Raw genomic sequence first — 25,681 nt, forward strand, 5'->3', positions numbered from 1 at the left:
CGCGGACAAGAGCGGAATTATATCGCGTCGTGATACAAATTGTCGCACCGCATCAAGGCGTTGCATGCGCGCGACGCATATATCTTGCAAAAAGCTTTCATCGGGTGAAAGCCTTGGCGGCCTCGGGATTGCACAAATTTGTCTGCAGCGGCGTACAATTCGGCCGACCGAATCCCCCGATATGTCAGAACCACGTACGCGATGCCCGCTCTCACGCCTGTTTCCCGGCACGGTGATCGCTTTGGCGTGGTTCGCGCGCGCGTCCCGTTTCAGCTCTGACGCGAACGCCGCCTTTTCTCCACCGACACTCCCCAAGCCAATTCAATGGACATGCTCGAAAACATGCGCCTGTTCGTGCGCGTTGTCGAAGCCGGCAGTTTTACCGCGGTCGCCAAGGAAATCGACGCGACCACCGCGCAGGTGTCGCGCGCGGTATCGAATCTCGAGGCGCACGTACAGACGCGTCTGCTGCATCGCACGACGCGTCACCTCGGTCTCACCGAAAGCGGCGAACGCTATTTCGAGCGGGCGAAATCGATCCTCGCCGAAATCGACTACGCGAACGCCGAGGCGCGCAACGCGCTGCTGAGGCCGAGCGGCAAGATGCGCATCCATGCGATGACGGGGCTCGGGCAGAGTCACGTCGTGTCGTCGATCGTGCGTTACCAGGAAGACAACCCGGACGTGTCGGTCGAACTGACGCTCGCGCAACGGATGCCGAATCTCGTCGAGGAAGGCTACGACGTGTCGATCGTGACCGCGTCGCAGTTGCCCGATTCGGGCTACGTCGCGCAGACCTGCGGCACGAGCTGCAGCGTGCTGGTCGCATCGCACGACTATCTGGCGCGCCACGGCACGCCGAAGACGCCGGACGACCTGCCGAACCACGTCTGCCTGCGCCTCGATACGCCCGCATCGCCGGCCAGCGAGTGGCGGCTGGAGAGCAACGACGGCGAAGAGACCGTTTATGAATTGCAGCCGGCGCCGTTCCAGGTCAACGTGCCGGACGCGTTGTGCGTCGCGGTGCGGGCCGGGCGCGGTATCGCGTGCGTCGCGCTGTACACCGTGCTCGACGACATCCGCGAAGGGCGGCTGATTCGCGTGCTGCCCGAGTACCGTTTGCAGACGGTCAGTGTGTATGCCGTCTATGCGACGCGCCGCTATCTCGACGCGAAGATCCGCACGTTCCTGGATCACCTGCGCACGACGCTTACGCCGGCGCTGGAAAACGATCTGCGCGAACTCGACCGGCTCGCGGTCGAGGACGCGCCGGCCATCCCCCGCGCGTAACGCGGCGCGCGCTTCGCCGCGCGAGCGGGAGCGCGCGGCGTGCCGACGCTCACGCCGCCGGCGTCACGCGAATCCGCTCGAAGCGGCCTGCGAGCCACGCGTACGCGGCGATGCCGATCAGCCCGTGCGCGGCGACGAACCACAGGGCGCCCGCGAACGAGCCGGTGTGCGCGACGAAGTAGCCGATCACGAGCGGCGTGACGATCCCCGCGATGTTGCCGAGGCCGTTGAACACGCCGCCGCTCAGGCCGACCATGCCTTCCGGCGCGGTATCGGCGAGCACTGCCCAGCCGACCGCCGCAAGCCCCTTGCCGAAGAACGCGATCGTCATCAGCGCGATCACGACGGCGTTCGACGACGCGCCGTTCGCGAGCACGAGCAGCGTCGCCATCGCCATCCCCACGACGAACGGCGTCTTGCGCGCCTTCGACGGATGCACGCCGCGCCGGATCAGCCAGTCCGACAGCACGCCACCCAGCACGCCGCCCGTGAACCCGCACAGCGCCGGGAGCGCGGCGACCCAGCCGGCTTCCATGATCGTCATCCCGCGTCCCTTGATCAGATAGATCGGGAACCACGTGATGAAGAAGTAGGTGAGCGCCGTGATGCAGTACTGACCGACATAGATCGCCCACAGGTTGCGGTGGCGGAACAGTTGCGACGCATCGCGCCACGATACGCGTGCGCGGTGGCGGACGCGGTTCGCTTCCAGATCGACGAGCGCACCGTGCGCGCGCAGGTAGTCGCGCTCTGCGTCGCTCACGCGCGGATGGCCGTGCGGCTCGCGATACCACGCGAACCACAGCGCGGCGAGCGCGATACCGAGCAGCCCCATCCACAGAAACACGTGTTCCCAGCCGAGCGTGTGCGTGAGCCACGCCATCGCGGGCGTGAACAGCACGACGGCCATGTATTGCGCGGAATTGAACAGTGCCGACGCGGTTCCGCGCTCGGCCGTCGGGAACCAGCACGCGACGATGCGCGAATTGGCCGGGAACGCCGGCGATTCGACGAGGCCGAGCATGAAGCGCATCGCGAACAGCGCGAGCGTCGCTGCCACGCCCTGCAGGGCGAACCCGCCGACCGTGCCCTGCAGCATCGTGAACACCGACCACAGCAGCAGGCTCAGGCCATACACGCGGCGCGCGCCGAAGCGGTCGAGCAGCCAGCCGCCCGGGATCTGGCCGATCGCATAGGCCCATGCGAACGCCGAGAAGACGATGCCGAGCTGTACGGGCGTCAGCCCGAGATCGTGCGCGACGCCGGTGCCGGCGATCGACATCGTCGCGCGGTCCGCATAGTTGACGACCGTGACCGCGAAGATCAGCGCGAGCACCGTGTAGCGGACGCGACCGATCGTGCGCGATGCGGCGGGTGAGGTGGACGATGCGGTGGCGGCTGCGCCGCCGCTGGATCGATTGGACATGCGTGTCTCCTGGCCTCCGTCGTGCGGAGGCATCCGGTTTCGTGTGGTCGTGCAGGCGGGCGAGTCGCGATCAGCGCGTGACGCGGGTCGGCGGCTGTTGGCCCGCGAAGCAGGCGGCGAGGTTGGCGAGTACGATGCGTCCCATCGCTTCGCGCGTCTCGTGCGTGGCGCTCGCGCGGTGCGGCTGCACGACGACGCGCTCGAGTTCGAGCAGCGCGGCCGGCACGTGCGGTTCGTTGGCGAACACGTCGAGGCCGGCGCCGGCGATCGTGCCGTCGGCGAGCGCGCGCACGAGCGCGGCTTCGTCGACGAGCTTGCCGCGTGCGACATTGATCAGGAATCCTTTGCTGCCGAGCGCGGCGAGCACCTCGGCCGTCACCAGCACGTTGCCGTGATCGGCGGACGCCGCGAGCACCAGCACGTCGCTGTCCCGTGCGAGCGCGATCAGGTCGGGCTCGTAGCGATAGCCGCTGTCGCGATGCTCGCGCGGGCCGAAATAGCTGACGGGCATCCGGAACGCCTGCGCGCGTTGCGCGATCGCGCGCCCGACGCGGCCAAGGCCGACGATGCCGAGCCGCTTGCCCGTGACCTGCGTCGCGAGCGGCTGCGCGGCCTTGCCCCAGCGGCCGGCGCGCACGATGCGTTCGCCGGCGCCGAGGTCGCGCAGTGTCATCAGGATCAGTCCCATCGCCATGTCGGCGACGTCGTCGGTCAGCACGTCGGGCGTCGTCGTGACGTGGATGCCGCGCGCGTGGGCGCGCTCGAGATCGACGGCGTCGGTGCCGATCCCGCTGATCGCGATGATTTCGAGTGCGCTCAGCCGGTCCATCAATGCGATGGACAGCCCGTTCGCGCCGCCGGTGACGACGCCGCGGATGCGCGACACGACGCGATCGAGCAGCGCGTCGGGCTGGTCGGCCGCATACAGGCGATGCACCGCGTAACGGGCGGACAGTTCGGCGTCGATGACGTCGGGAAGCGGCTGGGTGAGCAGGATATCGATGGTCATGAAGGTCTCGGTCGTCGTGCGCGGCGCGGGCCGCGCATCAGGTGCAACCGAGTATAGAAATCGTATTGATATCGGTCTAACATCAAAAGACTATCAATTGATTCAAGAATTGAATGATTGAACTGAACCAGCTTCGCTGTTTCGTCGCGGTGGCCGAGGAGTTGCACTTCGGGCGCGCGGCCAAGCGGCTTTTCATGACGCAGCCGCCGCTCAGCCGGCAGATCCAGTTGCTCGAACATGCGCTCGGCATCGCGCTGCTCGAGCGCAGCAGCCGGCAGGTCAGGCTGACCGCGGCCGGCGAGCGCTTCCTGCGCGATGCGCGGCACATCCTCGAGTTTTCCGCGCGGGCGGAGCAGGCCGCGCAGCGTGTCGCGCATGGTGGCGCCGGGCGCATCACGCTCGGCTTCACGGCCGTCAGCGCATACCGGATGATTCCGGTGCTGCTCGCGCATGCGGCGCACGCGCTGCCGGACGTCGATGTCGAACTGCGCGAGATGGTGTCGACCGTGCAGATCGACGCGCTCGCGTCGCGCATGCTCGATGCGGGCTTCGTGCGCCAGCGTGCCGCGCGCCACCCGCTCGAATACCGGCTGGTGCAGCGCGAGCCGATGCTCGTCGCGGTCGCGCAGGGGGCGCCGCTCGCCGCGTACGACCGGATCGGCCCCGACGAACTCGACCGGCAGCCGTTCATCGCGTATTCGCCCAACGAGGGGAAGTACTTCCACGACATGATCTCGGGGATGTTCGCCAGCGCCGGGCGCCTGCCGAACTACCTGCATTACGTCGGGCAAACGCATACGATCCTCGGCCTCGTGCGCGCCGGGCTCGGCGCCGCGCTCGTGCCGGCATCGGCGCGCGAGCTGCATGTCGACGGCGTGGTGTTCCGGCCGCTTGCGGGTGTCGACGTGGCGGCCGAGCTGTATCTCGCGTGGCGCGCGGATAACGACAATCCGGCGCTACCGGTGTTCAACGCGATGGTCGAGCGGTTTCTGACGGAAGGGGCGGACGGCGGCGTGGTGTAACGCCAGCGCGCATCACGAAAGTCAGTTGTCTGATGATATGGGCGACGATTGAGCCTGACACCGCGCCAGCGGCCCTGGAACGCAAGAAATACTCAAAAAAACCCCGCATTTCATGCCGAATTGGGGTGGAAAACCGCCCCTGAGTCCCTCCGCTTTTGATCCGGGAACAGGGGAAACCCTCATTTTGTTCTCGTCGGTCGTCGTATTACTGTATCGATATACTAAACCGATACAGTGCGCCGGGAGGCGCAATCGCAAAGGAGACGTCCATGACTACCTTCACCCGGCGGCGCTTTCTGCAAACGGCGTCCGCAGCCACGCTCGCGGTCGCGGGCGGTTTGCCGGAATTCGCCCGCGCGGCGCAGCCGACCGTGACGTTGCGCTGCTCGTCGTCGATGCCGGCCGACCAGAACGCCGCGCATTACGTGTGGTACGAGCGCCTCGCCGCGAACCTGAAGGCGAGCGTCGGCGACGCGATCCGGGTCGACTACTTTCCGAATAGCCAGCTCGGCAAGGAGAGCGACGTCGCGCAGCAGGTGAAGATCGGAGCGGTCGACATGATGATCGCGGGGTCGTCGATCTGGGCGACGGTTGCGCCGGAGCTCGGCATGCTCGATCTCGGCTACCTGTTCGACAGCTATGCGCACGTTGCGAAGGTGCTCGACGGTCCGGTCGGCACCAGCCTGAACGCGCTGCTGCAAAAGCGCTCGGGCTGTTCGGTGCTGACGTGGGGCTCGCACTTCGGCGGGCGCTGCGTATTCACGAAGCAGCCCGTGACGGCGCTGCAGGGCTTGAAGGGCACGAAGCTGCGCGTGCTGCCGACGCCGGCGTTCATGGACACCTTCAAGGTGATGGGCGCGGTGCCGACGCCGATTCCGTTCGGCGAGCTGTACATGGCCGTGCAGACGGGCGTCGTCGACGGGCTCGAGCACGATCCGGCCACCGTGCTCGCGAGCCGCTTCGACGAGGTCGTCAAGTCGTGCTGGCAATCGCACCACGTGTTCGCGGCGATGACCGTGGTGATGGGGCGGCGCGCGCTCGACCGGATCCCGGCGAATCTGCGCCCGGCGTTCGATCGCGCGGTGGCCGATGCGACCGTGCAGCAGCGCGCGATTGCCACGCAGAAGGCCGCGCAGGCGGAGCAGGCATTGAAGCAGCACGGGATGACGTTCCATCCGATGGCGGACGCAGAGCGCACGGCGCTGCGACAGGCGATGCACGACCGGCTCTACGTCGCGTTCGCGAAGCAGTATCCGGCGACCGCGTCGCTGTTTCCGGCGATCGCCGCCGCGCGGGGTTGAGCGATGGATACCGGTTCCGTCTCGAGCGCCATGCCGGCGGCCGGCGCAAGCCGTCCGGCCCGCATCGCGTCGCGCACGCTGGACGCGGCGATGCGCTGGATCGAATACGTGTCGGCGGCGGTGCTGGCCGCCGACGTGCTGGTCGTGTTCGTGTCGGTCATCTTCCGCTATTTCCTGCACGATCCGGTCGACTGGGCCGAGGAGGTCGCGAGCGCGCTGATGATCGTGCTGGTGTTCTTCGGCGCGGCGACGGTGCTGGGGCGCAGCCAGCACGTCGGCATCGACCTGTTCCGCGGCTGGTTGCCGGCGAGCTGGCAGGGCGCGCTCGTGCAGATCGGGCACTGGATCGTCGCGGCGGTTTCGCTGAACCTGCTGGTGTCGTCGTGGCAGTTGCTCGGCGACTCGTACGACCAGTTGACCACCGGCGGCCTGCCGGGCTGGATCAACGTGTATCCGATGATGTTCGGCGCGCTGTTCATGAGCGTGTTCGCGCTGGCGAACGCACTGAACGCGCCGCGCCGCCGCGTGATCGGCACGCTCGCGTGCTGCGTGGTGCTCGCGGGCGCCGTGTACGGCTGGAATGCGCTGCAGCCCGAGCATGCGATCGCGCCGGGCGCGCTGCTGATCGCCGGCTTCGTCGGCGGGCTCGTGCTGGGCGTGCCGATCGGCTTCGTGCTCGCGTTCTCGGCGTTGCTGTACTTCCTCGCCGATCCGACGATGCCGCTGCTGGTCTACTCGCAGCAGGTGATGGCCGGCGCCGATCACTTCGTGCTGCTCGCGGTGCCGTTCTTCGTTCTCGCCGGCTTGCTGATGGAGTCGAACGGGATGTCCGCGCGGCTCGTCGAATTGCTGCTGCGGATGTTCGGGCGTGTGCGCGGCGGGCTCGGGCTGATCGTGATCTTCGCAACGGCATGCTTTTCCGGCGTATCGGGTTCGAAGCTGGCCGACATCGCGGCGGTAGGCGGCGTCGTGATGCCGGCCGTGCGCCGCGCACGCCAGGACCCGGACGAAACCGCCGCGCTGCTCGCGTGCAGCGCGGTGATGGCCGAAACGATTCCGCCATGCGTGAACATGATCATCATGGGATTCGTCGCGAACATCTCGATCGCGGGGCTGTTTCTCGCGGGGATCGTCCCGGCGGCCGTGCTGGCGGCGTCGCTGGCCGTCGTGACCGTGATCTGCGGGCGCCGGATCGACATCGACGCGGTGTTCACCGAGCGTCGCGCATGGCTGCCGCTCGCGGGCGGCGCGCTCGTCGCGCTGATCATGGTCACGATGATCGGCAAGGGCGTGACGTCGGGCATTGCGACGTCGACGGAAGTGTCCGCGTTCGCGGTGATCTATGCGCTCGTGGTCGGCTGGGCGGCGTTCCGCGAACTGACCTGGCGTTCGGTCGGCCGCGTGTTCGTGCGTGCGGCGTCGATGGCGAGCGGTATCCTGTTCATCGTCGCGGCGGCGTCGAGCGTGTCGTTCGCGCTGTCCATCGAGCAGATTCCGGCGCTCGTCTCGGGCACAATGACCGCATTCGGCCATCAGTACGGCTCGACGGCATTCCTGTTGCTGGCGGCGTTGCTGATGATCGTGTTCGGCGCGGTGCTCGAAGGTGCGCCCGCACTGATCATCTTCGGGCCGCTGCTCGCGCCGATCGCGCTGCAGCTCGGCATCAACCCGCTGCACTTCGGCACGGTCGTGGTGGTGGCGATGGGGCTCGGATTGTTCGCGCCGCCGGTCGGGCTCGGCCTGTTCACGACCTGCGCGATCACGGGAACCGAGGTCGGGCGCGTTGCGCGACCGATGCTGAAATACCTGCTGGTGCTGTTCGCCGCCCTGGTGGCGCTGATCTTCGCACCGGCGTTTTCGTTGTGGCTGCCGGCCCATTTCGGTCTGTAGCCCATTCAATGCAAGACGACATGAGTACGATTCAGGACGTGGCCCGTCATGCGGCCGTTTCGGTCAGCACGGTTTCGAACGTGCTCAACGGCCGCACCGATCAGATGAAGCCCGCGACGCTCGAACGCGTGCAGGCGTCGATTGACGCGCTGCAATACCGGCCGAGCACGCTCGCCCGCCAGCTCAAGACGGGGCAGACGCCGCTCGTCGGGCTGCTGGTGCCGTCGATGGCCAACCCGATGTACGGCTACATCGCGCGCGAGATCGAAGCCTGTGCGCAGGAGCAGTACGGTCATCGCGTGCTGATCGGCAACACGTATCGCGATGCCGGCAAGGAGGCGTCGTTCTTCGAGGACCTGTTCGCGCACGGTGTGCGGCGCGTGATCGTGATCTCGTCGCTCGCCGACGAAAGCCACCTCGAGCGCGCGGCCGAACGCGGGATGACGGTCGTCAGCTACGACCGTCGCGCGACGCCCGGCGAGCAATCGCAGGTCGATCACGTGACGGCCGACAACGAGGCGGCCGCGCGGCTCGCGACCGGCTGCCTCGTGGCCGCCGGCCATACGCGGCTCGCGTTCGCGACGGTGGCCGGCATCACCGTGAGCCGCAGCGACAAGATTCACGGCTTTCTGTCGGTGGCGCGCGATGCGGGTGTCGATGCGCAAGTGCTCGACGGCGGTCCGGCGAACGAATACGGCGACGCGGTAATCGTCGACGTCGGTCGCGCACTCGGCGCCGCGCTCGCGGCCGACCCGGCGCGGCCGACCGGCATCGTCGCGGTCAACGATCTGTTCGCGCTCGGCCTGATGGCCGGGCTGCGCGACGGCGGCTTGCGGGTGCCCGACGATGTGTCGGTCGTGGGGATGGACGGTCATTTCCTGTCGGCGATTTCGTCGCCGGCGCTGACCACGGTGCAGTTGCCCGTCCCCGACATGGCCGCGGAGATGGTGCGGCGCGTGATGCGGCACGACGGCGATGCGTCGCCGGGGCCCGGGCAGTGCGTGTTTCCGGGCGTCACGCTCGTGGAGCGCGCGTCGGTTGCGCCGCCGCCGCGTGCGCTCCACGCTGACGGAGGTCAGGCATGACGCGCGTCTACGTCACCCATCCGTCCGGGATGCTCGATCACTACTTTGGCGCGAAGGCGCTGCGCGCGCTGCAGGCGATCGCGGACGTCACGTGCAACCCGCTGGACCGCGAACTCGGCACGGACGAGCTGATCGCCGCCGCGCACGGATGCGACGCGATCATCGCGTACCGGCAGACGCCGGCGCCGCGTGCGCTGTTCGAGGGGTTGCCCGCGCTCGCCGCGTTCCTGCGCTGCGCCGTCGACATCCGCACCGTCGACGTCGGTGCGGCCAGCGCATCCGGCGTGCTGGTCACGCAGGCGAGCCCCGGCTTCGGGCCGGCCGTCGCCGAATGGGTGATCGGCGCGATGATCGACCTCGCGCGCGGCATCGGCGGCTATGCGAACGCGTACCACCGTGGCGCACCGCCCATGCCGCTGATGGGCCGGGAGTTGCGCGGCAGCACGCTGGGCGTGGTCGGCTACGGACAGATCGCGCGCCGTCTCGTGCCGATCGCGACCGCACTCGGCATGCGCGTGCTGGTGAGCGACCCGTACGTGCGGGTCGACGCAGCATCGCTCGAACAGGTCGATTGGGCGACCTTGCTGCGTGACGCCGATTACGTCGTATGCCTCGCGCCGGCGACGCCGGCGACCGCGAACCTGTTCGATGCGCGCGCGTTTGCCGCGATGAAGCCCGGTGCGTGTTTCGTCAATGCGTCGCGCGGCGAGCTCGTCGACGAGCAGGCGCTCGCCGCTGCGCTCGACGGCGGCCGGCTGGCCGGTTGCGCGCTCGATGTCGGCCGTGCGGCGGACCAGATGCCGACACCGGCACTCGCCGCGCATCCGCGCGTGATCGCCACACCGCATATCGGCGGGCTGACGCGGCCGGCGGTCGAGCATCAGGCGCTGGAGACGGTCGAGCAACTTGCCGCGCTGCTCGACGGGCGCGTGCCGAAGGGCGCGGTCAACGCGGCACAGGCGACGCGACTCGAGCGCTGGCGTTCGGCCGATACGTCCGCCGTGCAGGACGACGCACGATGACGCGCGACGACGGCGGCATGCACGCGTGCGATTGCCATATCCACATCTACGACGATGCGTATCCGCTGGCGCCGACGGCGACGTTCCGGCCGCCGCACGCGCCGGTGGACGCGTATCGGCGCGTGCAACAGGCGCTCGGCCTTGCCCGCGTGGTGGTGGTGCAACCGACCGGCTATGGCTTCGACAACCGCTGCACGCTCGCTGCGCTGGCCGCGCTCGGCCCGCAGGCGCGGGGCGTGGCAACGGTGCCGGTCGACGTGCCGGATGCCGAACTGGAGCGGCTGCACGCGGCCGGCATCCGCGGCGTGCGGTTCATGATGCTGGCGGGCGGCACGTCGCGATGGGACGAACTGGAACGGATGGCCGCGCGGATCGCGCCGCTCGGCTGGCACATCGACCTGCAGCTCGACGGCCGCACGCTGCCCGACGTCGAGCCGGCGCTGGCGTCGCTGCCCGCGCGCATCGCGATCGATCACACGGGCAAGTTTCTGACGCCGGTTGCACCGGATGCCCCCGCGTTCGTTGCACTGCGGCGCCTGCTCGATCGCGGCCACGTGTGGGTGAAGCTGTCCGCGCCTTACGAGACGTCGCTGTCCGGTGCGCCGGGTTATGACGACGTCGCCTGCCTCGCGACCGTGCTCGCGCGCGGGCATTCGGCGCGCTGCGTGTGGGGGAGCAACTGGCCGCACCCGAACGCGTCGCCGGTGCCCGACGATGCGCGCCTGCTCGGCTGGCTGCACGCCTGTACGGCGGACGATGCGGCTGGTCGAGCGATTCTCGTCGACAACCCGGCGGTGCTGTACGGATTCGAGACGAGCGCCGCGCCCGGCCCGTGACGTAACCGCCCCGTCGGCCGGCAGCGAAGGTTCGATGACAAGCAATCCTGACCGAGCGCCGCGAATCGCGCGATCGACAACATCCTTACCGTTCTGAAAGCTGACGCGCCGTGCGCGCTTTCGATCGCGAAAGCAACGCACTGCGTCGACCGCTTGACGCTGCATGCCGGTCGGCGCAGGATACGTCCGAGTATCTGGAGCGAGGCGCGCTGGCCGCGCGCTCCCGCATCCGCGACGCGCAAAAGAACAACGATGAGCCTTCACGCACTCGTACCGGTATCCCGGCGCCGCATTCATCGGCAGGCCGGCACAACGATCTTCCCGACGGCCGTCGCGTCACGTATCCGTCATCCCGTTCCGTACCGTCCGTCGGTACACTTTCCCGTCCGCGCGCCGAGCGCGACGATGAGCGCTGTCCAACGGCGCCACCGCGTCTCGCCGCAGCCTGCCGCACCCGAACACCGTATTGCGCACGACGCCTACGCCGGCGTCTGGTGACGCTGCCGGCGCGCGTTCGCGCAACGTGCCGCCGACCGTCCCGCACGGCGGCACTGGAGTCCGAAGCATTTCGATCGAGCATGACGTAGCACACGCACGCAGTTCAGTTCGAGGTTCAAGGAGAGAAACTCATGTCGCAGCTTTCGAATGAAGCAAACGGCAGTTCGGGGAGTGGCAAGGTAAAGCTGATCAAATGGGCGATCATCATCGCCGGCGTCGCGATTGCGGCACCGGCCGCGCTGTTCATCCTGAAGGGGATGATCGCGCTGATCGCGGCGGCCGTGATCGGTCTCGGGGCCATCTATTTCGCACCGGTCGTCGCGATGAAGTTCGCGAACCAGAAGGTGAGGATGATCGTCGAGGAAGCGCAGTCGAATCCGATCGAGACGCTGATCAACCAGCTCGCGGAAAAGCGCCAGGCGGCGCAGAAATTCGCGGACAGCATCACCGCGTTCCGCACCGAAGTGAAGAACTTCGAGAGCAAGACCGAGCTGTTCGAGAAGCAGTATCCGGACGACGCGCCACGCTTTCGTTCGCAGCTCGACACGATGAAGCAGCTGCTTGCTTTCCGCGAAGGCCGCTACAAGCAGGTGCAGGCCGAACTGAAGAATTTCGCGTCGGCGATCGACCGCGCGAAGGCGATGTGGGACATGTCGCAGGCGGCGCAGCAGATGAACAAGCTCGCGGGCCGGCAGACGGCCGATACGTTCGAGCAGATCAAGACCGACGTGGCCGTCGATTCGGTGATGCGCTCGGTGAACAAGGCGTTCTCCGAAATGGAGACGTCGCTGATGGATAACCCCGAGGTCAAGCAGGCGCAACAGCAGGCGGTGATGAACGGCGCACCCGTGCCCGGCCCCGATGCGGCCCATGCTGCCGCATTGCCGTCGAAACAACAATAACTTCCCGCGGGCATGCAACCATGAAAAAACTTCTCGGCGCAATCGCGTTTCTGGTGGTGCTGGTCGGCGTCTGGATCGTCCACCAGGGCGGCCTGTCGACCCTGATTCCCGCGCACGACGCGGCTTCGGGCGCGACGTCCGCGCAGTCGGCCGATGCCGGCCAGCCGGCGCAACCGCCGACAGCGGACAACGTGGTGCCGGCCGGCTTCACGCCGCAGGCCAGCACGCTGAAATCGATCGCCGAAAACGGCCTCGTGCGGATCTCGGTGCAGAACCCGAGCGAGCCGTTTTTCGGCGAGGACAAGGGCGCGCCGCATGGTTTCAACGTCGAGTTCGCGCGGCTGCTGTTCGCGGATCCGTCGTTCTCGCACGGCGGCAAGCCGATCGTCGTCGATACGCGTCACGAAGTCGACACGTACCCGGGCGTGCCGAAGCAATTGCTCGATACCGATGCGAAGGGCAACCACGTGGTCGACGTCGCGATGGACGGGCTGACGTTCCCGGACAACACGCCGGCGGGCGTCGTCTACTCGGTGCCGTACGTCGACGATTTCGGCTATTCGCTGATCGTGCGGCAAGGCTCCGCGATCCGGTCGGCCGACGATCTGGTCGGCAAGACGGTCGGCATCCTGAAGGGCGACCCGGACGTGCGCGGGTTCGTCACGCGCCAGTATCCGAACGTGCGGTTCGTCGAGGTCGACGATTCCGATCCGGCATTCATCGCGAAGAGTCTCGACGGCCGTACGGTCGACGCGTTCATCTACGACTATCCGTTCGCGGTCAGCTCGATCAAGGGCACCGACCTGAAGTTCGCGGTGACCAAGCTCGACGGCTCGAACATCGCGTACAAGATCGGCGTGCGCGCCGACGACCAGGACCTGCTGATCTACCTGAACGCCGCGATCGCGAAGCTCAAGCAGTCGCCGCAGTATCTCGACCTGCTGCGCAAGTACTTCGTCAGCGACCAGGCGATGACGACCGCGGCGGCGTCGGGCGAACTGACGTACGTGGTGAAGGCGGGCGATACGCTGAACCTGATCGCGGCGAGCAAGCTCGGCAGCGGCCAGCGCTATCGCGAGATCCAGCGCCGCAACAACCTCGCGAACCCGAACCTGATCCTGGCCGGCCAGCATCTGGTGATTCCGGTTCGCTAGTCGCGATGGGAATATGAAGCGGGGAAGGTGAAGCGATGCGCGGGGCCCGGCGGAGACGATCCGCCGGGCCCCGCGTCGTTGTGGATCAGTGCGTGATCGACAGGAACAGGTAGGCCGCGAACAGCGCCAGGTGCACGACACCGTGCAGCACGGTCGTGCGCCCCTGGCTGAGGGTGAGCGTACTGACCAGCAGCGTGAGGGCCAGCAGCACCGTTTCCATTGCGCCGATGCCGAGCGTGAGTGGCTGGCCGACCCAGATGAACACGGCCGCGACGGTCGGGATCGTGAGCCCGATGCTCGCGAGCGCCGAACCGAGCGCGAGGTTCATGCTGGTCTGCAGGCGGTTCGCGCGTGCGGCGGTGACGGCCGCGAGCCCTTCGGGCAGCAGCACGAGCGCGGCGATCACGATACCGACCGCCGCTTCAGGCGCGCCGAGCTTCATCACCGCATGCTCGACGGCCGGCGACAGCAGCTTCGCGAGCAGCACGACCGCGACGAGGCTCACGAACAGCAGGACCATGCTGAGGATCGCGGTGCGGTTGCTCGGCGCCGCCGCGTGCACCGTTTCGTTCGCGCTGTCGTGCGCAGCGAGGAAGTAGTCGCGATGGCGCACGGTCTGCACGAACACGAAAGCGCCGTACAGCACGAGCGATGCGACGCCCGCGAACGCGAGCTGCGATTTCGAAAAGAACGGACCCGGCGCGGCGCTCAGGTAGTTCGGCATCACGAGCGACAGCACCGACAGCGACGCGAGCACCGCGAGCGCCTTGCTCGCGCCGCGCCCCTGGAAATCCTGTTCGCCGTGCTTCCACGCGCCGACCAGCAGGCAGATGCCGACGATCCCGTTGCAGATGATCATGACGGCGGCGAACACGGTGTCGCGCGCGAGCCCCGACTTCTCGGGGCCGGCGCCGAGCATGACCGACACGATCAGCGCGACTTCGATGATGGTGACGGCCACCGCGAGCACGAGCGTGCCGAACGGCTCGCCGACGCGGTGCGCGACGACTTCGGCGTGATGGACGGCGGCGAACACGGCGCCGGCGAGGGCGATGGCGAACAGCGCGATGACGAGGCCTTCGGCCGGCACGACGCGCGACAGCGCGAGTACCAGCCATGCGGCAAGCGGGGCCCAGAGGGTCCAGCGCGGGAGCTGGTTGGACGAGAGCGGCATGGACGGTTTCCTATGCGAGTGGCGGCGCGCGACGCGCCGTCACGGGTTGACGAAGCCCGGCCGGATGATCCGCCGAACGAGGACGATGAAACGGATGAGCAGGTGCTGCCAGGGGTTCGCCACGATGAGGCGGCGAGGGGCGCGGGCGGGCCGAAGCCCGTCGCTGGATGAAACTGAAACGGTTCGATGCGGTCGGCCGCCGATGGCGGGGTGCCGGCACGCGACGACCAGGCTGGCCGACAGCCTGGATCCGACCCCGGACGGGCGGCGGCGATGGACGACAGCGGCGGCTGTGACACGCGGGTTCCCCCTGAAATCCGGCGGTTTGTCGAATTTTATCAGGCGTTCGGGGGCTACTATCTCACATTAGATCGCTTTCATTGACCTTTCGGTTTACAAAAAGTGCCCCGATCGTTCGATTTTTTTGTTTTTGCAGTTTCCGTAACGGTCTATTGCACGACAAATTCGGGCTCACCCTGACATAAATCTACCGACCGGTCGGTTTATAATCGCTCGCACTTCCACTTCATGACGGATCGCAAGCGATGGCTGTTTCTTCTGCACATTCGGTGAATTCGGGCGCGCTGGCGCAGTCGGCAGTCGTCGGCGTGATCGGCGCGGGCGCGATGGGCGCGGGCATTGCGCAGGTCGCGGCGGCGGCCGGCCATACGGTGCTGCTGCACGACCTGAACGAAGCCGCCTGCGACAAGGCGCTCGCCGGGATCCGCGCCCAGTTCGCGCGGCTCGCGGAGAAGGGCCGGATGGCGCCGGCGCAGGCCGAGGCGGCCGGAAGCCGGATCCGCGCGGTGCGCGCGCTGGCCGATTTCGCGGGCGCCGCGCTGATCGTCGAGGCGGCGGCCGAGCGGCTCGACGTGAAGCGCGAGATTTTCGCGACGCTCGAACGTCACGTCGACGACACCTGCGTGCTGACGACCAACACGTCGTCGATCTCGATCACGTCGATCGCTGCCGGGCTGCGCGCGCCGCAGCGCGTGGCCGGCCTGCATTTCTTCAATCCGGCGCCGCTGATGGCGCTCGTCGAGGTGGTCAGCGGGCTCGCGACGGCGCCCGAGGTTGCGCAGGCGCTGTACGACACCGCCGCCGCGTGGGGCAAGAAGCCGGTGATGGCGAAATCGACGCCCGGCTTCATCGTGAACCGCGTCGCGCGCCCGTATTACGCGGAGGCGCTGCGCGTGCTGAACGAACAGGGCGGCACGCCGGCGTCGATCGACGCGGTGATGCGCGACGCGGGCGGCTTCCGGATGGGGCCGTTCGAGCTGATGGACCTGATCGGCCACGACGTGAACTTCGCGGTGACCGAGTCGGTGTTTCGCGCGTACTTCAACGACCCGCGCTATACGCCATCGCTGATCCAGCAGGAGCTCGTGAACGCCGGGTTCCTCGGGCGCAAGTCGGGGCGCGGCTTCTATGCATATGCGGATGGCGCGACGCCGCCCGCGCCCGATCTCGAACCGCCGCGCGACGCGCCGGCCGACGTCGCGCTGTTCGCGCAGGACGGCCCGGCCGCTGCGCTGCACGCGCGCTTCGCCGAGCGTATCACCGCCGCGCGGCAGAGCGGCGCGCACGCCGACGCACTGCTCGCCGTGGCCGGCCGCGCGTCGATCGCGCTGACCGACGGTCGCACCGCGACGGTGCGCGCCGCGCAAACCGGCGTGGCCGATCTCGTGCTCGTCGATCTCGCGCGCGATTACGCACAGGCCGGGCTCGTCGCGCTCACGCGTGCGCTGCAGTGCAGCGACGCCGCGTATGCGGATGCGGTCGGCCTGTTCCAGCAAGCCGGTTTCCGTGTCGTCGGCATCGCCGACGTGCCGGGCATGGTCGCGATGCGCACTGTCGCGATGCTCGCAAACGAGGCGGCCGACACGGTCAACCAGGGCGTGTGCTCGCCCGCCGATCTCGATCTCGCGATGGAGAAGGGCGTGAACTATCCGTGCGGCCCGCTCGCGTGGGCCGATGCGATCGGCATCGGCCGCGTGCATCGCGTGCTGTCGAACCTGGCGGCGAGCTACGGCGAGGACCGCTATCGCGTGTCGCCGCGCCTCACCGCGCTGCACGCAGCCGGGCGCACCTTCCGTTAGCCGCCCGCGCGCCACCCCGATTACGACAACGACATCACTCCACTGGAGGAGCACCCCGATGACCCACCCGACGCATCCTGCCGCCGCGCTCGACCCGATCGAGACCGCCAGCCGCGACGAACTGCAGGCGCTGCAGCTCGACCGCCTCAAATGGTCGCTGCGCCACGCGTACGACAACGTGGCGCACTATCGCCGGACGTTCGACGCGGCGGGCGTGCACCCCGACGACCTGAAGACGCTCGCCGATCTCGCAAAATTCCCGTTCTCGACCAAGAACGACCTGCGCGACAACTACCCGTTCGGGCTGTTCGCGGTGCCGCGCGAGCAGGTCGTGCGCGTGCACGCGTCGAGCGGCACGACGGGCAAGCCGACGGTGGTCGGCTACACGGCGCGCGACATCGACACGTGGGCGAACGTGACCGCGCGTTCGATCCGCGCGGCCGGCGGCCGCCCGGGCGACACGCTGCACAACGCGTTCGGCTACGGGCTCTTCACCGGCGGCCTCGGGATTCACTACGGCGCGGAACGGCTCGGCTGCATGGTCGTGCCGATGTCGGGCGGCCAGACCGAGAAGCAGGTGCAGCTGATCCGCGATTTCGAGCCGAAGATCATCCTCGTCACGCCGTCGTACATGCTGAACCTGATCGACGAGATGGTGCGGCAGGGGATGGACCCGGCGGAGTCGTCGCTGAAGATCGGCATCTTCGGCGCCGAGCCGTGGACGCAGGCGCTGCGCGAGGAGGTGGAGACGCGCGTGGGCATCGACGCGCTCGACATCTACGGGCTGTCGGAAGGGATGGGCCCGGGCGTCGCGTGCGAATGCGTCGAGACGAAGGACGGCCCGGTGATCTGGGAAGACCACTTCTATCCGGAGATCATCGATCCCGTGACCGGCGAAGTGCTGCCCGACGGCAGCCAGGGCGAGCTGGTGTTCACGTCGCTGACGAAGGAAGCGATGCCGGTGATCCGCTACCGCACGCGGGACCTCACCGCGCTGCTGCCGCCGACCGCGCGCGCGATGCGCCGGCTCGCGAAGATCACGGGCCGCTCCGACGACATGCTGATCGTGCGCGGCGTGAACGTGTTCCCGAGCCAGATCGAGGAGATCGTGGTCGCGCAGCCGAAGCTGTCGGGGCAGTTCCAGATCACGATCTCGCGCGAGGGTCACATGGACCGGCTCGACCTCGCGGTCGAACTGCGTTCCGAGGCCGTCGCGTGCGTGACCGACGCCGAGCGTGCGGCCATCGCGCGCGAGGTGCAGCACCGGATCAAGACGATGATCGGCGTGTCGGCCGGCGTGACGGTGCTCGCCGCGGGCGGCATCCCGGCCAGCGCGACCGGCAAGGCGCGCCGCGTGATCGATCGCCGGCATGCGGCCTGAGCGTGTCCGTTCCCTGTTCTACCCCGAGGAAACCTGTTCGATGGATGGATTGAAGACCCTGGCCGTCGCCGTCGATGCGCGCGGCATGGCGACCGTCGCGCTGCAGCGCGGCGACGTGCTCAACGCGTTCGACGAGACGATGATCGCCGAGCTGACCGACGCGTTCACGACGCTCGGCCGGCGCGACGACGTGCGCGCGATCGTGCTGCGCTCGGAGGGCCGCGCGTTCTGCGCGGGCGCCGACCTGCAGTGGATGCAGCGCGCGAGCGCGAACGATGCGGCAGCGAACCTGCGCGATGCGGAGCGGTTCGCCGCGATGATGCGCGCGATCCGGCAGTGCCCGAAGCCGACGGTCGCGCGCGTGCAGGGTCACGCGTTCGGCGGCGGCGTCGGCCTGTGCGCGGCCTGCGACATCGTGATCGCGAGCGATCATGCGCGCTTTTCGGTGAGCGAGGCGCGTTTCGGGATCCTGCCTTCGGTGATCGGCCCGTATCTGGTCGAAGCGGTCGGCCAGCGCCAGGCGCGCCGGCTCGCGCTGACCGCGACGCAGCTCGCGGCCGGCGAAGCCGTCGCGATCGGGCTGATTCATCAGGCCGTGCCGCTCGACGCACTCGACGAAGCGCTCGACAAGACGCTCGCCGAGCTGAGCCGCAACGGCCCGAACGCGCTGATGGAGATCAAGCGCTTTTTCGACGCGATCGGCGAATATCCGCCGTCGGACGAACGCGGGGCCTTCACCGCGCAGACGATCTCCCGCGTGCGGGCGACGCCGGAGGCGAAGGAGGGCTTCGCCGCGTTCTTCGCGAAGCGGCCGCCGGCATGGGAGCCGGGCGTCGAATAACGCGCGGCGGGGCGGCGGCGGGGGTGTTGCGCGCGGGCCGCGATTTGCGTCTCGGGCGAGGGCGCTTGCTCTACAATGCGTGACCCCCGGCGCACCGCCGGCCCAGCCCTGACCGTTGCTTCGCTCCGATGATCGTCAACCGCCTTATCTCCGAGATCCTGTTCGGCTTCACCGGCCTGATCGGCATCATCAACCCGATCGGCATTGCGTTCCTGTTTCTCGAACGCACCGAGGCGCTGACCGAGCAGGAGCGGGACCTGCTGGCGAGGAAGGTCGCATTCAACGCGTTCGTCGTGCTGATGGTCGCGTTCTTCGCCGGCACGCCGGTGCTGCATTTCTTCGGGATCTCGATGGAAGCGCTGCGGATCGGCGGCGGCTTCGCGGTCGCGGTGGCAGGCTGGCAGATGCTGAACGAGCCCGACGGCCCGGGCGGCGGCGATACACCCGTCAAGCCGATCGACGCGGGCGCGATCATGACCCGCGCGTTCTTCCCGCTGACCATGCCGCTGACGGTCGGCCCCGGTTCCATCGCGACCGCGATCGCGCTGAACGCGAACCGCACGCACAAGCTCTCCGAGTTCATGCTGTCGAGCATCGTGTCGATCTCCGTTTCCGTGCTCGTCGCGGTCGTGATCTGGCAGGTCTACAGCCGCTCCGCGCTGCTCGCGCGCTATCTCGGCAGCGAAGGCACCAAGGTCGCGAAGCGCGTGTCGGCGTTCCTGCTGCTGTGCATCGGCGTGCAGATCATGCTGACCGGATTCTCCGAATTCCTGCAGCCGCTCGCCGACCAGATCAAGTAAGCGGCGCGTCTCTTCACGCGTCCGGATAGTCCGCGCCGCGCGACACGTCGGCCCAGCCGTCAAAGTCGCGCTTGAGCGCATCGAGCTTGCGGTTCGCGCTGGTCAGCGCCACCTTGCCGAGCAGCAGGCGCAGCGGCGGGTCGTCGCTTTCCACCATCTTCACGATCGCGTCGGCCGCGCGCGCCGGGTCGCCCGGCTGCTTGCCGCTGTAGCCGCGGATCGTGTCGGTGCGCAGCTTCGCGGTCGCTGAGTAGTCGTCGAGCGTCTGCGGCGCCTGATTCGCCGAGCGGCCGGCCCAGTCGGTGCGAAACGGCCCCGGTTCGACGATCAGCACCTTCACGCCGAGCGGTGCCAGTTCCTGTGCTAGCGATTCGGACAGCGCTTCGACCGCGAACTTCGTCGCGTTGTAGAAGCCGACGCCGGGCGACGCGATGATCCCGCCCACCGACGAGATGTTCACGACCGTGCCGGCACGCTGCTTGCGCAGCGTCGGCAGCAGCGCACGCGTCATGTCGACGAGCCCCCACACGTTGATGTCGAACATCCTGCTGACTTCGTCGCGTTCGCTTTCCTCGAACGAACCGAAATAGCCGATCCCCGCATTGTTCACGAGCACGTCGACGCGGCCGAAGCGGGCGAGCGCAGCGCGCGTCGCCGCGTCGATCTCGGCCGGTTTCGTCACGTCGAGCTGCAGCACGAACGCGAGTTCGCCGAATTCGCGGGCAAGCGCGGCGAGCGAATCCGGGTTGCGCGCGGTGATGACGGTCGGGTAGCCGAGGCCGAGCGTCTTGCGCGCGATCTCGTGGCCGAAGCCGGTCGAGCAGCCGGTGATGAACCAGACCGGCTTGTCGGGGGTGGGGGTGGCCATGGAAGCTCCTTTCATGAGGTGAACAGGTGCTGCGGTGCGACGGCGGGCGTCGCAGGGGCGAACCTTCCGAAGCGCCGATTGTGCGCCCGATGCGCGCGGCGTGCAGCGTGCGCGCCGATACGCGTTTGCGCGCTGCGGGATACCATGCGACGTCTGGCGGATGCGCGCCGCATCGTTCGTGCACGGTGCGCGGAACCGCGGCGCGCATCCGGCCGCAAACCCCCTTCAATGACGAGGCGTGCGATGGAATACGTGAAATTCGGGTCGACCGGGATGGACGTGTCGAAGCTGGTGCTGGGTTGCATGACGTTCGGCGAGCCGACCCGCGGTACGCATCCGTGGACGCTGCCGGAAGCGGAAAGCCGCCCGATCATCCAGCGCGCGATCGAGGCCGGCATCAACTTCTTCGACACCGCGAACATGTATTCGGACGGCACGTCCGAGGAGATCGTCGGCCGCGCGCTGCGCGACTTCGCGAAGCGCGACGAGGTGGTGATCGCGACCAAGGTGTTCTACCGGATGCGCCCGGGGCCGAACGGCGCGGGGCTGTCGCGCAAGGCGATCATGACCGACATCGACCAGAGCCTGAAGCGGCTCGGCACCGACTACGTCGACCTGTACCAGATTCACCGCTGGGATGACGGCACGCCGATCGAGGAGACGCTCGAAGCGCTGCATGACGTCGTGAAGGCGGGCAAGGCGCGCTATATCGGGGCGTCGTCGATGTTCGCGTGGCAGTTCGCGAAGGCGCTGTATACGTCGAAGCAGAACGGCTGGACCCGCTTCGTCAGCATGCAGAACCACCTGAACCTGCTGTATCGCGAGGAGGAACGCGAAATGCTGCCGCTGTGCGAGGCCGAGGGCGTCGCGGTGATTCCGTGGAGCCCGCTCGCGCGCGGCCGGCTCACGCGCAACTGGGACGAATCGACGGGCCGGCAGCAGAGCGACGACGTCGGCCAGCGACTGTACGACGCGACGGCGGAGGCCGACCGGGCGGTCGTCGAGGCGGTCGCGGCGATCGCCGCTGCGCGCAACGTGCCGCGTGCGCAGGTTGCGCTCGCGTGGGTCGCGCACAAGCGCGGCGTGACCGCGCCGATCGTCGGTATCTCGAAGCCGCACCATCTGGACGACGCGCTCGGCGCACTTCAGTTGAAGCTGACGGACGACGAAATCGCGGCGCTCGAAGGCCCGTACGTGCCGCACGCGGTGGCCGGGTTCAACTGAGCGGCACCGGCGGGAGCTGGCCGCTGCGCGTGGCGTTCAGCGCGCGGCGGCGAGCATCGGGTAGGTGAACAGCCCGAAGTGGATGATGTTCAGCCCCGCATGCGCGAGTGCGGCCGCGAGCAGCCCGCCGCGCCGCCACGCGAGGCCGTAGCCGACGCCGGCCACCGTGCCGAGCACGATCCACGGCCAGCCGCCGGCCGCGTGCGCGGCGCCGAACAGCGCCGCGGCGATCGCCAGCGCGGCCCACGGCCCCCACGCGAAGCGGCCGAGGATGCGCGTCAGCCCGCCTTGGATGTAGCCGCGGAACAGCGCTTCCTCGGCGAGCGTCACGAGCAGCACATTGTTGACGAGCCACATCCAGCCCGACGCCGGCCATTTCGGCGCCCAGCCGACCATCCCGAACAGAAGCGCGCCGGCCAGGCAGGCCGCCGCGGTCCCGACGGCCGCCACGGCGCCGGTGCGCAGCACGCGCGACAGCGGGACGTCGGGCGCGACCCACGGCAGCACCCACAGCAGCCACAGGCCGACGAGCGGCTTGTCGAAATTCAGGTACATCGTGAACGGCACGGCATCCGGCGTGAACCGCGTCGGTTCGATCACGCGCGGATTGTGGAAGCCGGGGATCAGGTGCAGGCTCAGCGCGATCGCGAGCGCGGCAAACCCGAGGTGGGCGGCGAGGCGAACCGCGAGCAGGCGGCCGGGCGCGACGCCCCAGGCGGCGGCCGCGAGCAGCGCGAGCGGCGCCAGCGCGACGGGCGACAGCTTGCCGAACGCCAGCGCACCCGCATAGCCGAGCGCGGCGAGCGCGATGCTCGGCCCGTGCAGCGGACGATGCCACGCGAGCGCGGCGGCCGCGAACAGGGCGAGCCAGATCGTGGCGCACGGGAGAAGCGAAAGGGACATGGAGCGGCGCATGGGGCGGACGAGACGCCGCGCATCATACCCCAGCGCCCGTGACGTACCGCCCGGCCGCGCGCGCCGGGCCGGGACGGCGCTCAGCGGCCGACGATTTCGGTCACGCCGTCGCGGGTCGGGATGTCGACGCTATTGCGATCGCGCACCCGCCGCCGATACCAGAAGGTCCACAGCAGCAGGGTGCCGAACACCGCGTAGCCGATGATCGGCGACACGACGAGCACGCGCTCGACGGGCCAGGTGACGACCATCCACAGGCGCAGCAGCATTTCGAGCGTCATGCACGCGCCCCAGACGAACGTCATCAGCCGGAGCATCCTGCGCAGCTGCGGCTGCTCGGCCCAGACCGTCTCGAAACGCGCGGCGCCGCCGGCCATCTCGCGGGCCACCGTCGCGCGTGCGAGATAGAAAATCAGCGGGCGGTCGCGGAACAGCGACAGCAGGAAGGCGACGCCGATCGAGCCGGACGCGAGCGATTCGCGCATCAGCAGCGTGCGCGCGCTGCCGCCGAGCGCCATCCCGGCAATCGACAGCGCGATGCCGAGCAGCACGACGGCGGCGACCGCGTCGATGCGGCGGGAACGGATGAATTCGACGATGGACCAGACGATTGGCGGGACCGCCGACGCATACAGCGCGCCGGTTTCGCCGAAATACGGATGCGCGATCCGGTATGCAACCCAGGGCAGCAGCAGGTTGACGACGAGTTCGAGAATCAGGCCGGCTCGTGGTTTCACGGGAGCGGGCGCGCGGGTAGCGCGCGTAGCGGTGATGTCGCTTCGAGTATATCGAAGTCGGACCCCGTGTGTCGCGGCGCGCGCCGTTGCGCGCGCATCGAAAACGGGCGCGAACGCACGCCGGCCGGGCGGCCGCGCTGCACGGGGCGCGGCCGGCGTGCTCGTCATGCACGCGTCATGCGGTTGCCGGCCGGACGATGATCTTCACGTTCCGGTCCTTGTGGTTGACCAGCTCCTCGAAGCCGTACGTGACGATGTCGCCGAGCGCGATGCGGCCGGTGATCAGCGGCTGCACGTCGATGCGGCCGTCCGCGATGAAGCGGATCACGTCCGCGAATTCGCCGTTGTACGCGAGCGAGCCGATCACTTCCTTCTCGGTCGACACGATGTCGAAGAAGTTGAACGGCGTCGGTTCCTCGAAGATGCCGACCATCACCGATTTGCCGGCCTTGCGGATCACGTCGATCGCGAGCTTCGCGGTGGTGGTGTGCCCGATGCACTCGAACGACACGTCGGCGCCGTAGCCGCCCGTCAGCGCCTTGACCTCCGCGATCGCGTCGGACGATTTCGGGTCGATCACGACCGTTGCGCCGACTTCGAGCGCCTTCTGCTTGCGCGCGGCCGACATTTCCAGCGCGATCACGCGCCCGGCGCCCGCGGCCTTCGCGCACATGATCGTGCAGAGGCCGATCGTGCCGGCGCCGACCACGACGACCGTCTGCCCGACGATGTTGCCGGCCTTCTTCACCGCATGCAGCCCGACCGCGAGCGGCTCGATCAGCGCGCCGGCCTCGGTCGGGAAGTTCTCCGGCAGCCGGTACAGCAGTTCGGCCGGCACGTTCACGTATTCGGCGAATGCGCCGTTGTTCATCAGGCCGGTGAACGCGAGGTTTTCGCAGATGTTGTACAGCCCGTGCGTGCAATACCAGCATTTGCCGCAATGCTGGCAGGCGTCGGCCGTCACGCGGTCGCCGGGCGCGAAGCCCGTCACGCCCTCGCCGAGCGCCGCGATTTCGCCGCTGAATTCGTGGCCGAGGATGCACTGGCCCTTCAGGCCCGTCAGCGGATGCGGGGCATCGACGGGAATGAACACCGGCCCCGCGACGTATTCGTGCAGATCCGAGCCGCAGATTCCGCACCAGTGCACGCGGATCTGGACCCAGCCAGCCGGCGGGTGTGCCGGAACGGGTACCTCTTCGACGCGGATGTCGCGGCGGCCGCGCCAGACGGCGGCCTTCATGCTCGGTGCGGTGTTCGGTGCCGGTGTACTCACGTTGCTGTCTCCGTCAGGTTGTCGTCGGGCGCGGGGCAAGGGGGCCGTCGCGTCCGTCGCGCGATTGCGCGAGCGACCGATATGCAGGAACGGGGCCAGCGTGAAGGCGGGGCGCGCGGTGTGCGGTGCGGCAGGGCGCTTCGCGGCGACCGCCGGGGACTCCGCGCGAAGCGCGTGCGAAATTTGCTGCAGCTGCGATACCGCGGCCCGCATGAGACGCCGGGACATTCGTCTCACCCGTTTGAGACGAAACGCGAGACGCGCGGTCCGGTCGGTGTCGCCGCCGTGACAGCCCATTGTTCCGATCGGTGAAACGCAACGTTGCGCACGCGCGCTCTTTACTTGAAGTTAACTTCAATTTGTATCATCTGCGGTAGTCCGATCGCCTGCGCTGCACCGGCCCGTTTCAACTTTCACGGAATGTCGTCAAGCATGCCGAACTTCATCGAAAACCTGATCTGCGAATACGTGTCGTATCACATGCTGGTCGCCGACGAGCGGGATGCGATGCCGTTGTCGGCAGCGGCCGGAATGGAGCGGGAGCGGGGGCGACCGTCGGCGAGTGCCTGTCGCGCGCGGGTTCCGGAGTCGGTCGCGCCGGGCGCTTCACCGTTGCGGCCGCAATTGTTCGTTACGGTTCTGGAGGCTGGTGACGACGGCTTGCTGGTGCGCTGGAGCGAAAGCGGGCGCTGCCATTACGGCGAGCAGCGCTGGCGCTTGCGCGTCGCGTTGCAGGCGGGCCGCTGCGCGATCTCGGGGCGGGCGATCGAGCCGGGCGAACCGGTGTATCGGCCGGTGCGGCGGCCGGTGCCCGTCAACGGCGACGAGATGATCCGCCCGGCGTCGGTGCCGGGCGCGGCGGGCGCCGTGCGTCAGGTGGCGCCAGCTTGCGGCGACGCGGCCGATCCGGCCGACGTGGCCGGCTGAACGCCGG

Annotated in this window: 23 protein-coding genes; 16 read left to right on the top strand and 7 right to left on the bottom strand. The window is 68.3% G+C overall.

Annotation, left to right across the window (positions count from 1 at the left end):
- The first annotated feature begins 324 nt into the window (after positions 1 to 324).
- Positions 325 to 1,290 carry a LysR family transcriptional regulator gene (locus BX604_RS17310; RefSeq protein ID WP_098551863.1) on the top strand — a complete coding sequence of 322 codons (966 nt, stop codon included), beginning with the start codon at positions 325 to 327 and terminating at the stop codon, positions 1,288 to 1,290.
- A 49-nt stretch (positions 1,291 to 1,339) separates the two neighbouring features.
- On the opposite strand, the gene BX604_RS17315 is transcribed toward BX604_RS17310, so the two are convergent.
- Together BX604_RS17315 and BX604_RS17320 are read right to left on the bottom strand one after the other, a co-directional pair.
- Positions 1,340 to 2,716, bottom strand: coding sequence for an MFS transporter (locus BX604_RS17315; protein ID WP_098552937.1), 1,377 nt, complete (start codon positions 2,714 to 2,716; stop codon positions 1,340 to 1,342).
- A 70-nt stretch (positions 2,717 to 2,786) separates the two neighbouring features.
- Positions 2,787 to 3,725, bottom strand: a complete 939-nt coding sequence (locus BX604_RS17320) for a 2-hydroxyacid dehydrogenase (RefSeq protein ID WP_098551864.1) — start codon at positions 3,723 to 3,725, stop codon at positions 2,787 to 2,789.
- On the opposite strand from BX604_RS17320, the gene BX604_RS39645 reads away from it, so the two are divergent.
- The 9 genes from BX604_RS39645 (at position 3,724) to BX604_RS17360 (ending at position 13,435) form a co-directional block, all read left to right on the top strand.
- Entirely contained in the window at positions 3,724 to 3,846 is a 123-nt protein-coding gene (locus tag BX604_RS39645; protein WP_257146349.1) for a hypothetical protein, read from the top strand. The genes BX604_RS17320 and BX604_RS39645 overlap by 2 nt on opposite strands.
- Positions 3,839 to 4,747 carry a LysR substrate-binding domain-containing protein gene (locus BX604_RS17325; RefSeq protein ID WP_098551865.1) on the top strand — a complete coding sequence of 303 codons (909 nt, stop codon included), beginning with the start codon at positions 3,839 to 3,841 and terminating at the stop codon, positions 4,745 to 4,747. Before BX604_RS39645 ends, BX604_RS17325 begins: the two co-directional genes overlap by 8 nt.
- A 269-nt stretch (positions 4,748 to 5,016) precedes the next feature.
- Positions 5,017 to 6,048, top strand: coding sequence for a TRAP transporter substrate-binding protein (locus BX604_RS17330; RefSeq protein WP_098551866.1), 1,032 nt, complete (start codon positions 5,017 to 5,019; stop codon positions 6,046 to 6,048).
- A gap of 3 nt (positions 6,049 to 6,051) precedes the next feature.
- A complete protein-coding gene (locus BX604_RS17335; protein ID WP_098551867.1) occupies positions 6,052 to 7,938 on the top strand; it encodes a TRAP transporter large permease in 1,887 nt (628 codons plus the stop codon).
- Positions 7,939 to 7,946: 8 nt separating this feature from the next.
- Complete coding sequence (locus tag BX604_RS17340) at positions 7,947 to 9,023, top strand: LacI family DNA-binding transcriptional regulator (protein ID WP_098551868.1); 1,077 nt, start codon at positions 7,947 to 7,949, stop codon at positions 9,021 to 9,023.
- Positions 9,020 to 10,045 (top strand): NAD(P)-dependent oxidoreductase, encoded by a 1,026-nt coding sequence (locus tag BX604_RS17345; RefSeq protein ID WP_098551869.1) that lies wholly within the window; start codon positions 9,020 to 9,022, stop codon positions 10,043 to 10,045. The genes BX604_RS17340 and BX604_RS17345 overlap by 4 nt, the downstream gene beginning before the upstream one ends.
- Positions 10,042 to 10,881, top strand: coding sequence for an amidohydrolase family protein (locus BX604_RS17350; RefSeq protein WP_098551870.1), 840 nt, complete (start codon positions 10,042 to 10,044; stop codon positions 10,879 to 10,881). Before BX604_RS17345 ends, BX604_RS17350 begins: the two co-directional genes overlap by 4 nt.
- Before the next feature lie 629 nt (positions 10,882 to 11,510).
- A complete protein-coding gene (locus BX604_RS17355; RefSeq protein ID WP_098551871.1) occupies positions 11,511 to 12,281 on the top strand; it encodes a hypothetical protein in 771 nt (256 codons plus the stop codon).
- Between the two features lie 20 nt (positions 12,282 to 12,301).
- Positions 12,302 to 13,435 (top strand): transporter substrate-binding and LysM peptidoglycan-binding domain-containing protein, encoded by a 1,134-nt coding sequence (locus BX604_RS17360; protein WP_098551872.1) that lies wholly within the window; start codon positions 12,302 to 12,304, stop codon positions 13,433 to 13,435.
- A gap of 85 nt (positions 13,436 to 13,520) precedes the next feature.
- Here the strand turns inward: BX604_RS17360 and BX604_RS17365 are convergent, their stop codons facing one another.
- Positions 13,521 to 14,609 carry a calcium:proton antiporter gene (locus tag BX604_RS17365; protein WP_098551873.1) on the bottom strand — a complete coding sequence of 363 codons (1,089 nt, stop codon included), beginning with the start codon at positions 14,607 to 14,609 and terminating at the stop codon, positions 13,521 to 13,523.
- A 545-nt stretch (positions 14,610 to 15,154) separates the two neighbouring features.
- Between BX604_RS17365 and BX604_RS17370 the strand changes: the two genes are divergently transcribed.
- The 4 genes from BX604_RS17370 to BX604_RS17385 all read left to right on the top strand — a co-directional run bounded on the left by BX604_RS17370 (position 15,155) and on the right by BX604_RS17385 (position 19,730).
- Positions 15,155 to 16,708, top strand: coding sequence for a 3-hydroxyacyl-CoA dehydrogenase (locus BX604_RS17370; protein WP_098551874.1), 1,554 nt, complete (start codon positions 15,155 to 15,157; stop codon positions 16,706 to 16,708).
- A 58-nt stretch (positions 16,709 to 16,766) separates the two neighbouring features.
- Positions 16,767 to 18,089 (top strand): phenylacetate--CoA ligase PaaK, encoded by a 1,323-nt coding sequence (paaK, locus tag BX604_RS17375; RefSeq protein ID WP_098551875.1) that lies wholly within the window; start codon positions 16,767 to 16,769, stop codon positions 18,087 to 18,089.
- A gap of 40 nt (positions 18,090 to 18,129) precedes the next feature.
- Complete coding sequence (locus BX604_RS17380; protein WP_098551876.1) at positions 18,130 to 18,930, top strand: enoyl-CoA hydratase-related protein; 801 nt, start codon at positions 18,130 to 18,132, stop codon at positions 18,928 to 18,930.
- Between the two features lie 128 nt (positions 18,931 to 19,058).
- Positions 19,059 to 19,730: a MarC family protein gene (locus tag BX604_RS17385; RefSeq protein WP_098551877.1), complete on the top strand. Its 672-nt coding sequence runs from the start codon at positions 19,059 to 19,061 to the stop codon at positions 19,728 to 19,730.
- 13 nt (positions 19,731 to 19,743) lie between these two features.
- On the opposite strand, the gene BX604_RS17390 is transcribed toward BX604_RS17385, so the two are convergent.
- Positions 19,744 to 20,598, bottom strand: a complete 855-nt coding sequence (locus tag BX604_RS17390) for an oxidoreductase (protein WP_098551878.1) — start codon at positions 20,596 to 20,598, stop codon at positions 19,744 to 19,746.
- Positions 20,599 to 20,841: 243 nt separating this feature from the next.
- Here BX604_RS17390 and BX604_RS17395 point away from each other — a divergent pair, with 243 nt between their 5' ends.
- On the top strand, positions 20,842 to 21,822 hold the full coding sequence (locus tag BX604_RS17395) for an aldo/keto reductase (RefSeq protein ID WP_098551879.1): 981 nt from the start codon (positions 20,842 to 20,844) through the stop codon (positions 21,820 to 21,822).
- Between the two features lie 36 nt (positions 21,823 to 21,858).
- Here the strand turns inward: BX604_RS17395 and BX604_RS17400 are convergent, their stop codons facing one another.
- The 3 genes from BX604_RS17400 to BX604_RS17410 all read right to left on the bottom strand — a co-directional run bounded on the left by BX604_RS17400 (position 21,859) and on the right by BX604_RS17410 (position 24,714).
- Positions 21,859 to 22,725: a CPBP family glutamic-type intramembrane protease gene (locus tag BX604_RS17400; RefSeq protein ID WP_098551880.1), complete on the bottom strand. Its 867-nt coding sequence runs from the start codon at positions 22,723 to 22,725 to the stop codon at positions 21,859 to 21,861.
- Positions 22,726 to 22,817: 92 nt separating this feature from the next.
- The gene (locus tag BX604_RS17405; RefSeq protein ID WP_098551881.1) at positions 22,818 to 23,474 is read right to left on the bottom strand and encodes a VC0807 family protein; all 657 of its coding nucleotides are present in this window, start codon (positions 23,472 to 23,474) and stop codon (positions 22,818 to 22,820) included.
- A gap of 175 nt (positions 23,475 to 23,649) precedes the next feature.
- Positions 23,650 to 24,714: a 2,3-butanediol dehydrogenase gene (locus BX604_RS17410; RefSeq protein WP_098551882.1), complete on the bottom strand. Its 1,065-nt coding sequence runs from the start codon at positions 24,712 to 24,714 to the stop codon at positions 23,650 to 23,652.
- Between the two features lie 465 nt (positions 24,715 to 25,179).
- Between BX604_RS17410 and BX604_RS17420 the strand changes: the two genes are divergently transcribed.
- On the top strand, positions 25,180 to 25,674 hold the full coding sequence (locus BX604_RS17420) for a DUF3331 domain-containing protein (protein WP_098551883.1): 495 nt from the start codon (positions 25,180 to 25,182) through the stop codon (positions 25,672 to 25,674).
- Positions 25,675 to 25,681 lie beyond the last annotated feature (7 nt).

It is taken from the genome of Burkholderia sp. JKS000303, assembly GCF_002563755.1.
Classification (GTDB): domain Bacteria; phylum Pseudomonadota; class Gammaproteobacteria; order Burkholderiales; family Burkholderiaceae; genus Burkholderia; species Burkholderia anthina_B.

Bases quoted from the DNA above. Each gene is read 5' to 3' on its own strand.
- BX604_RS17310 (WP_098551863.1), top strand. From the start codon at position 325: ATGGACATGCTCGAAAACATGCGCCTGTTCGTGCGCGTTGTCGAAGCC.
- BX604_RS17315 (WP_098552937.1), bottom strand. From the start codon at position 2,716: ATGTCCAATCGATCCAGCGGCGGCGCAGCCGCCACCGCATCGTCCACC.
- BX604_RS39645 (WP_257146349.1), top strand. From the start codon at position 3,724: ATGAAGGTCTCGGTCGTCGTGCGCGGCGCGGGCCGCGCATCAGGTGCA.
- BX604_RS17320 (WP_098551864.1), bottom strand. From the start codon at position 3,725: ATGACCATCGATATCCTGCTCACCCAGCCGCTTCCCGACGTCATCGAC.
- BX604_RS17325 (WP_098551865.1), top strand. From the start codon at position 3,839: ATGATTGAACTGAACCAGCTTCGCTGTTTCGTCGCGGTGGCCGAGGAG.
- BX604_RS17330 (WP_098551866.1), top strand. From the start codon at position 5,017: ATGACTACCTTCACCCGGCGGCGCTTTCTGCAAACGGCGTCCGCAGCC.
- BX604_RS17335 (WP_098551867.1), top strand. From the start codon at position 6,052: ATGGATACCGGTTCCGTCTCGAGCGCCATGCCGGCGGCCGGCGCAAGC.
- BX604_RS17340 (WP_098551868.1), top strand. From the start codon at position 7,947: ATGCAAGACGACATGAGTACGATTCAGGACGTGGCCCGTCATGCGGCC.
- BX604_RS17345 (WP_098551869.1), top strand. From the start codon at position 9,020: ATGACGCGCGTCTACGTCACCCATCCGTCCGGGATGCTCGATCACTAC.
- BX604_RS17350 (WP_098551870.1), top strand. From the start codon at position 10,042: ATGACGCGCGACGACGGCGGCATGCACGCGTGCGATTGCCATATCCAC.
- BX604_RS17355 (WP_098551871.1), top strand. From the start codon at position 11,511: ATGTCGCAGCTTTCGAATGAAGCAAACGGCAGTTCGGGGAGTGGCAAG.
- BX604_RS17360 (WP_098551872.1), top strand. From the start codon at position 12,302: ATGAAAAAACTTCTCGGCGCAATCGCGTTTCTGGTGGTGCTGGTCGGC.
- BX604_RS17365 (WP_098551873.1), bottom strand. From the start codon at position 14,609: ATGCCGCTCTCGTCCAACCAGCTCCCGCGCTGGACCCTCTGGGCCCCG.
- BX604_RS17370 (WP_098551874.1), top strand. From the start codon at position 15,155: ATGGCTGTTTCTTCTGCACATTCGGTGAATTCGGGCGCGCTGGCGCAG.
- paaK (WP_098551875.1), top strand. From the start codon at position 16,767: ATGACCCACCCGACGCATCCTGCCGCCGCGCTCGACCCGATCGAGACC.
- BX604_RS17380 (WP_098551876.1), top strand. From the start codon at position 18,130: ATGGATGGATTGAAGACCCTGGCCGTCGCCGTCGATGCGCGCGGCATG.
- BX604_RS17385 (WP_098551877.1), top strand. From the start codon at position 19,059: ATGATCGTCAACCGCCTTATCTCCGAGATCCTGTTCGGCTTCACCGGC.
- BX604_RS17390 (WP_098551878.1), bottom strand. From the start codon at position 20,598: ATGGCCACCCCCACCCCCGACAAGCCGGTCTGGTTCATCACCGGCTGC.
- BX604_RS17395 (WP_098551879.1), top strand. From the start codon at position 20,842: ATGGAATACGTGAAATTCGGGTCGACCGGGATGGACGTGTCGAAGCTG.
- BX604_RS17400 (WP_098551880.1), bottom strand. From the start codon at position 22,725: ATGTCCCTTTCGCTTCTCCCGTGCGCCACGATCTGGCTCGCCCTGTTC.
- BX604_RS17410 (WP_098551882.1), bottom strand. From the start codon at position 24,714: ATGAAGGCCGCCGTCTGGCGCGGCCGCCGCGACATCCGCGTCGAAGAG.
- BX604_RS17420 (WP_098551883.1), top strand. From the start codon at position 25,180: ATGCCGAACTTCATCGAAAACCTGATCTGCGAATACGTGTCGTATCAC.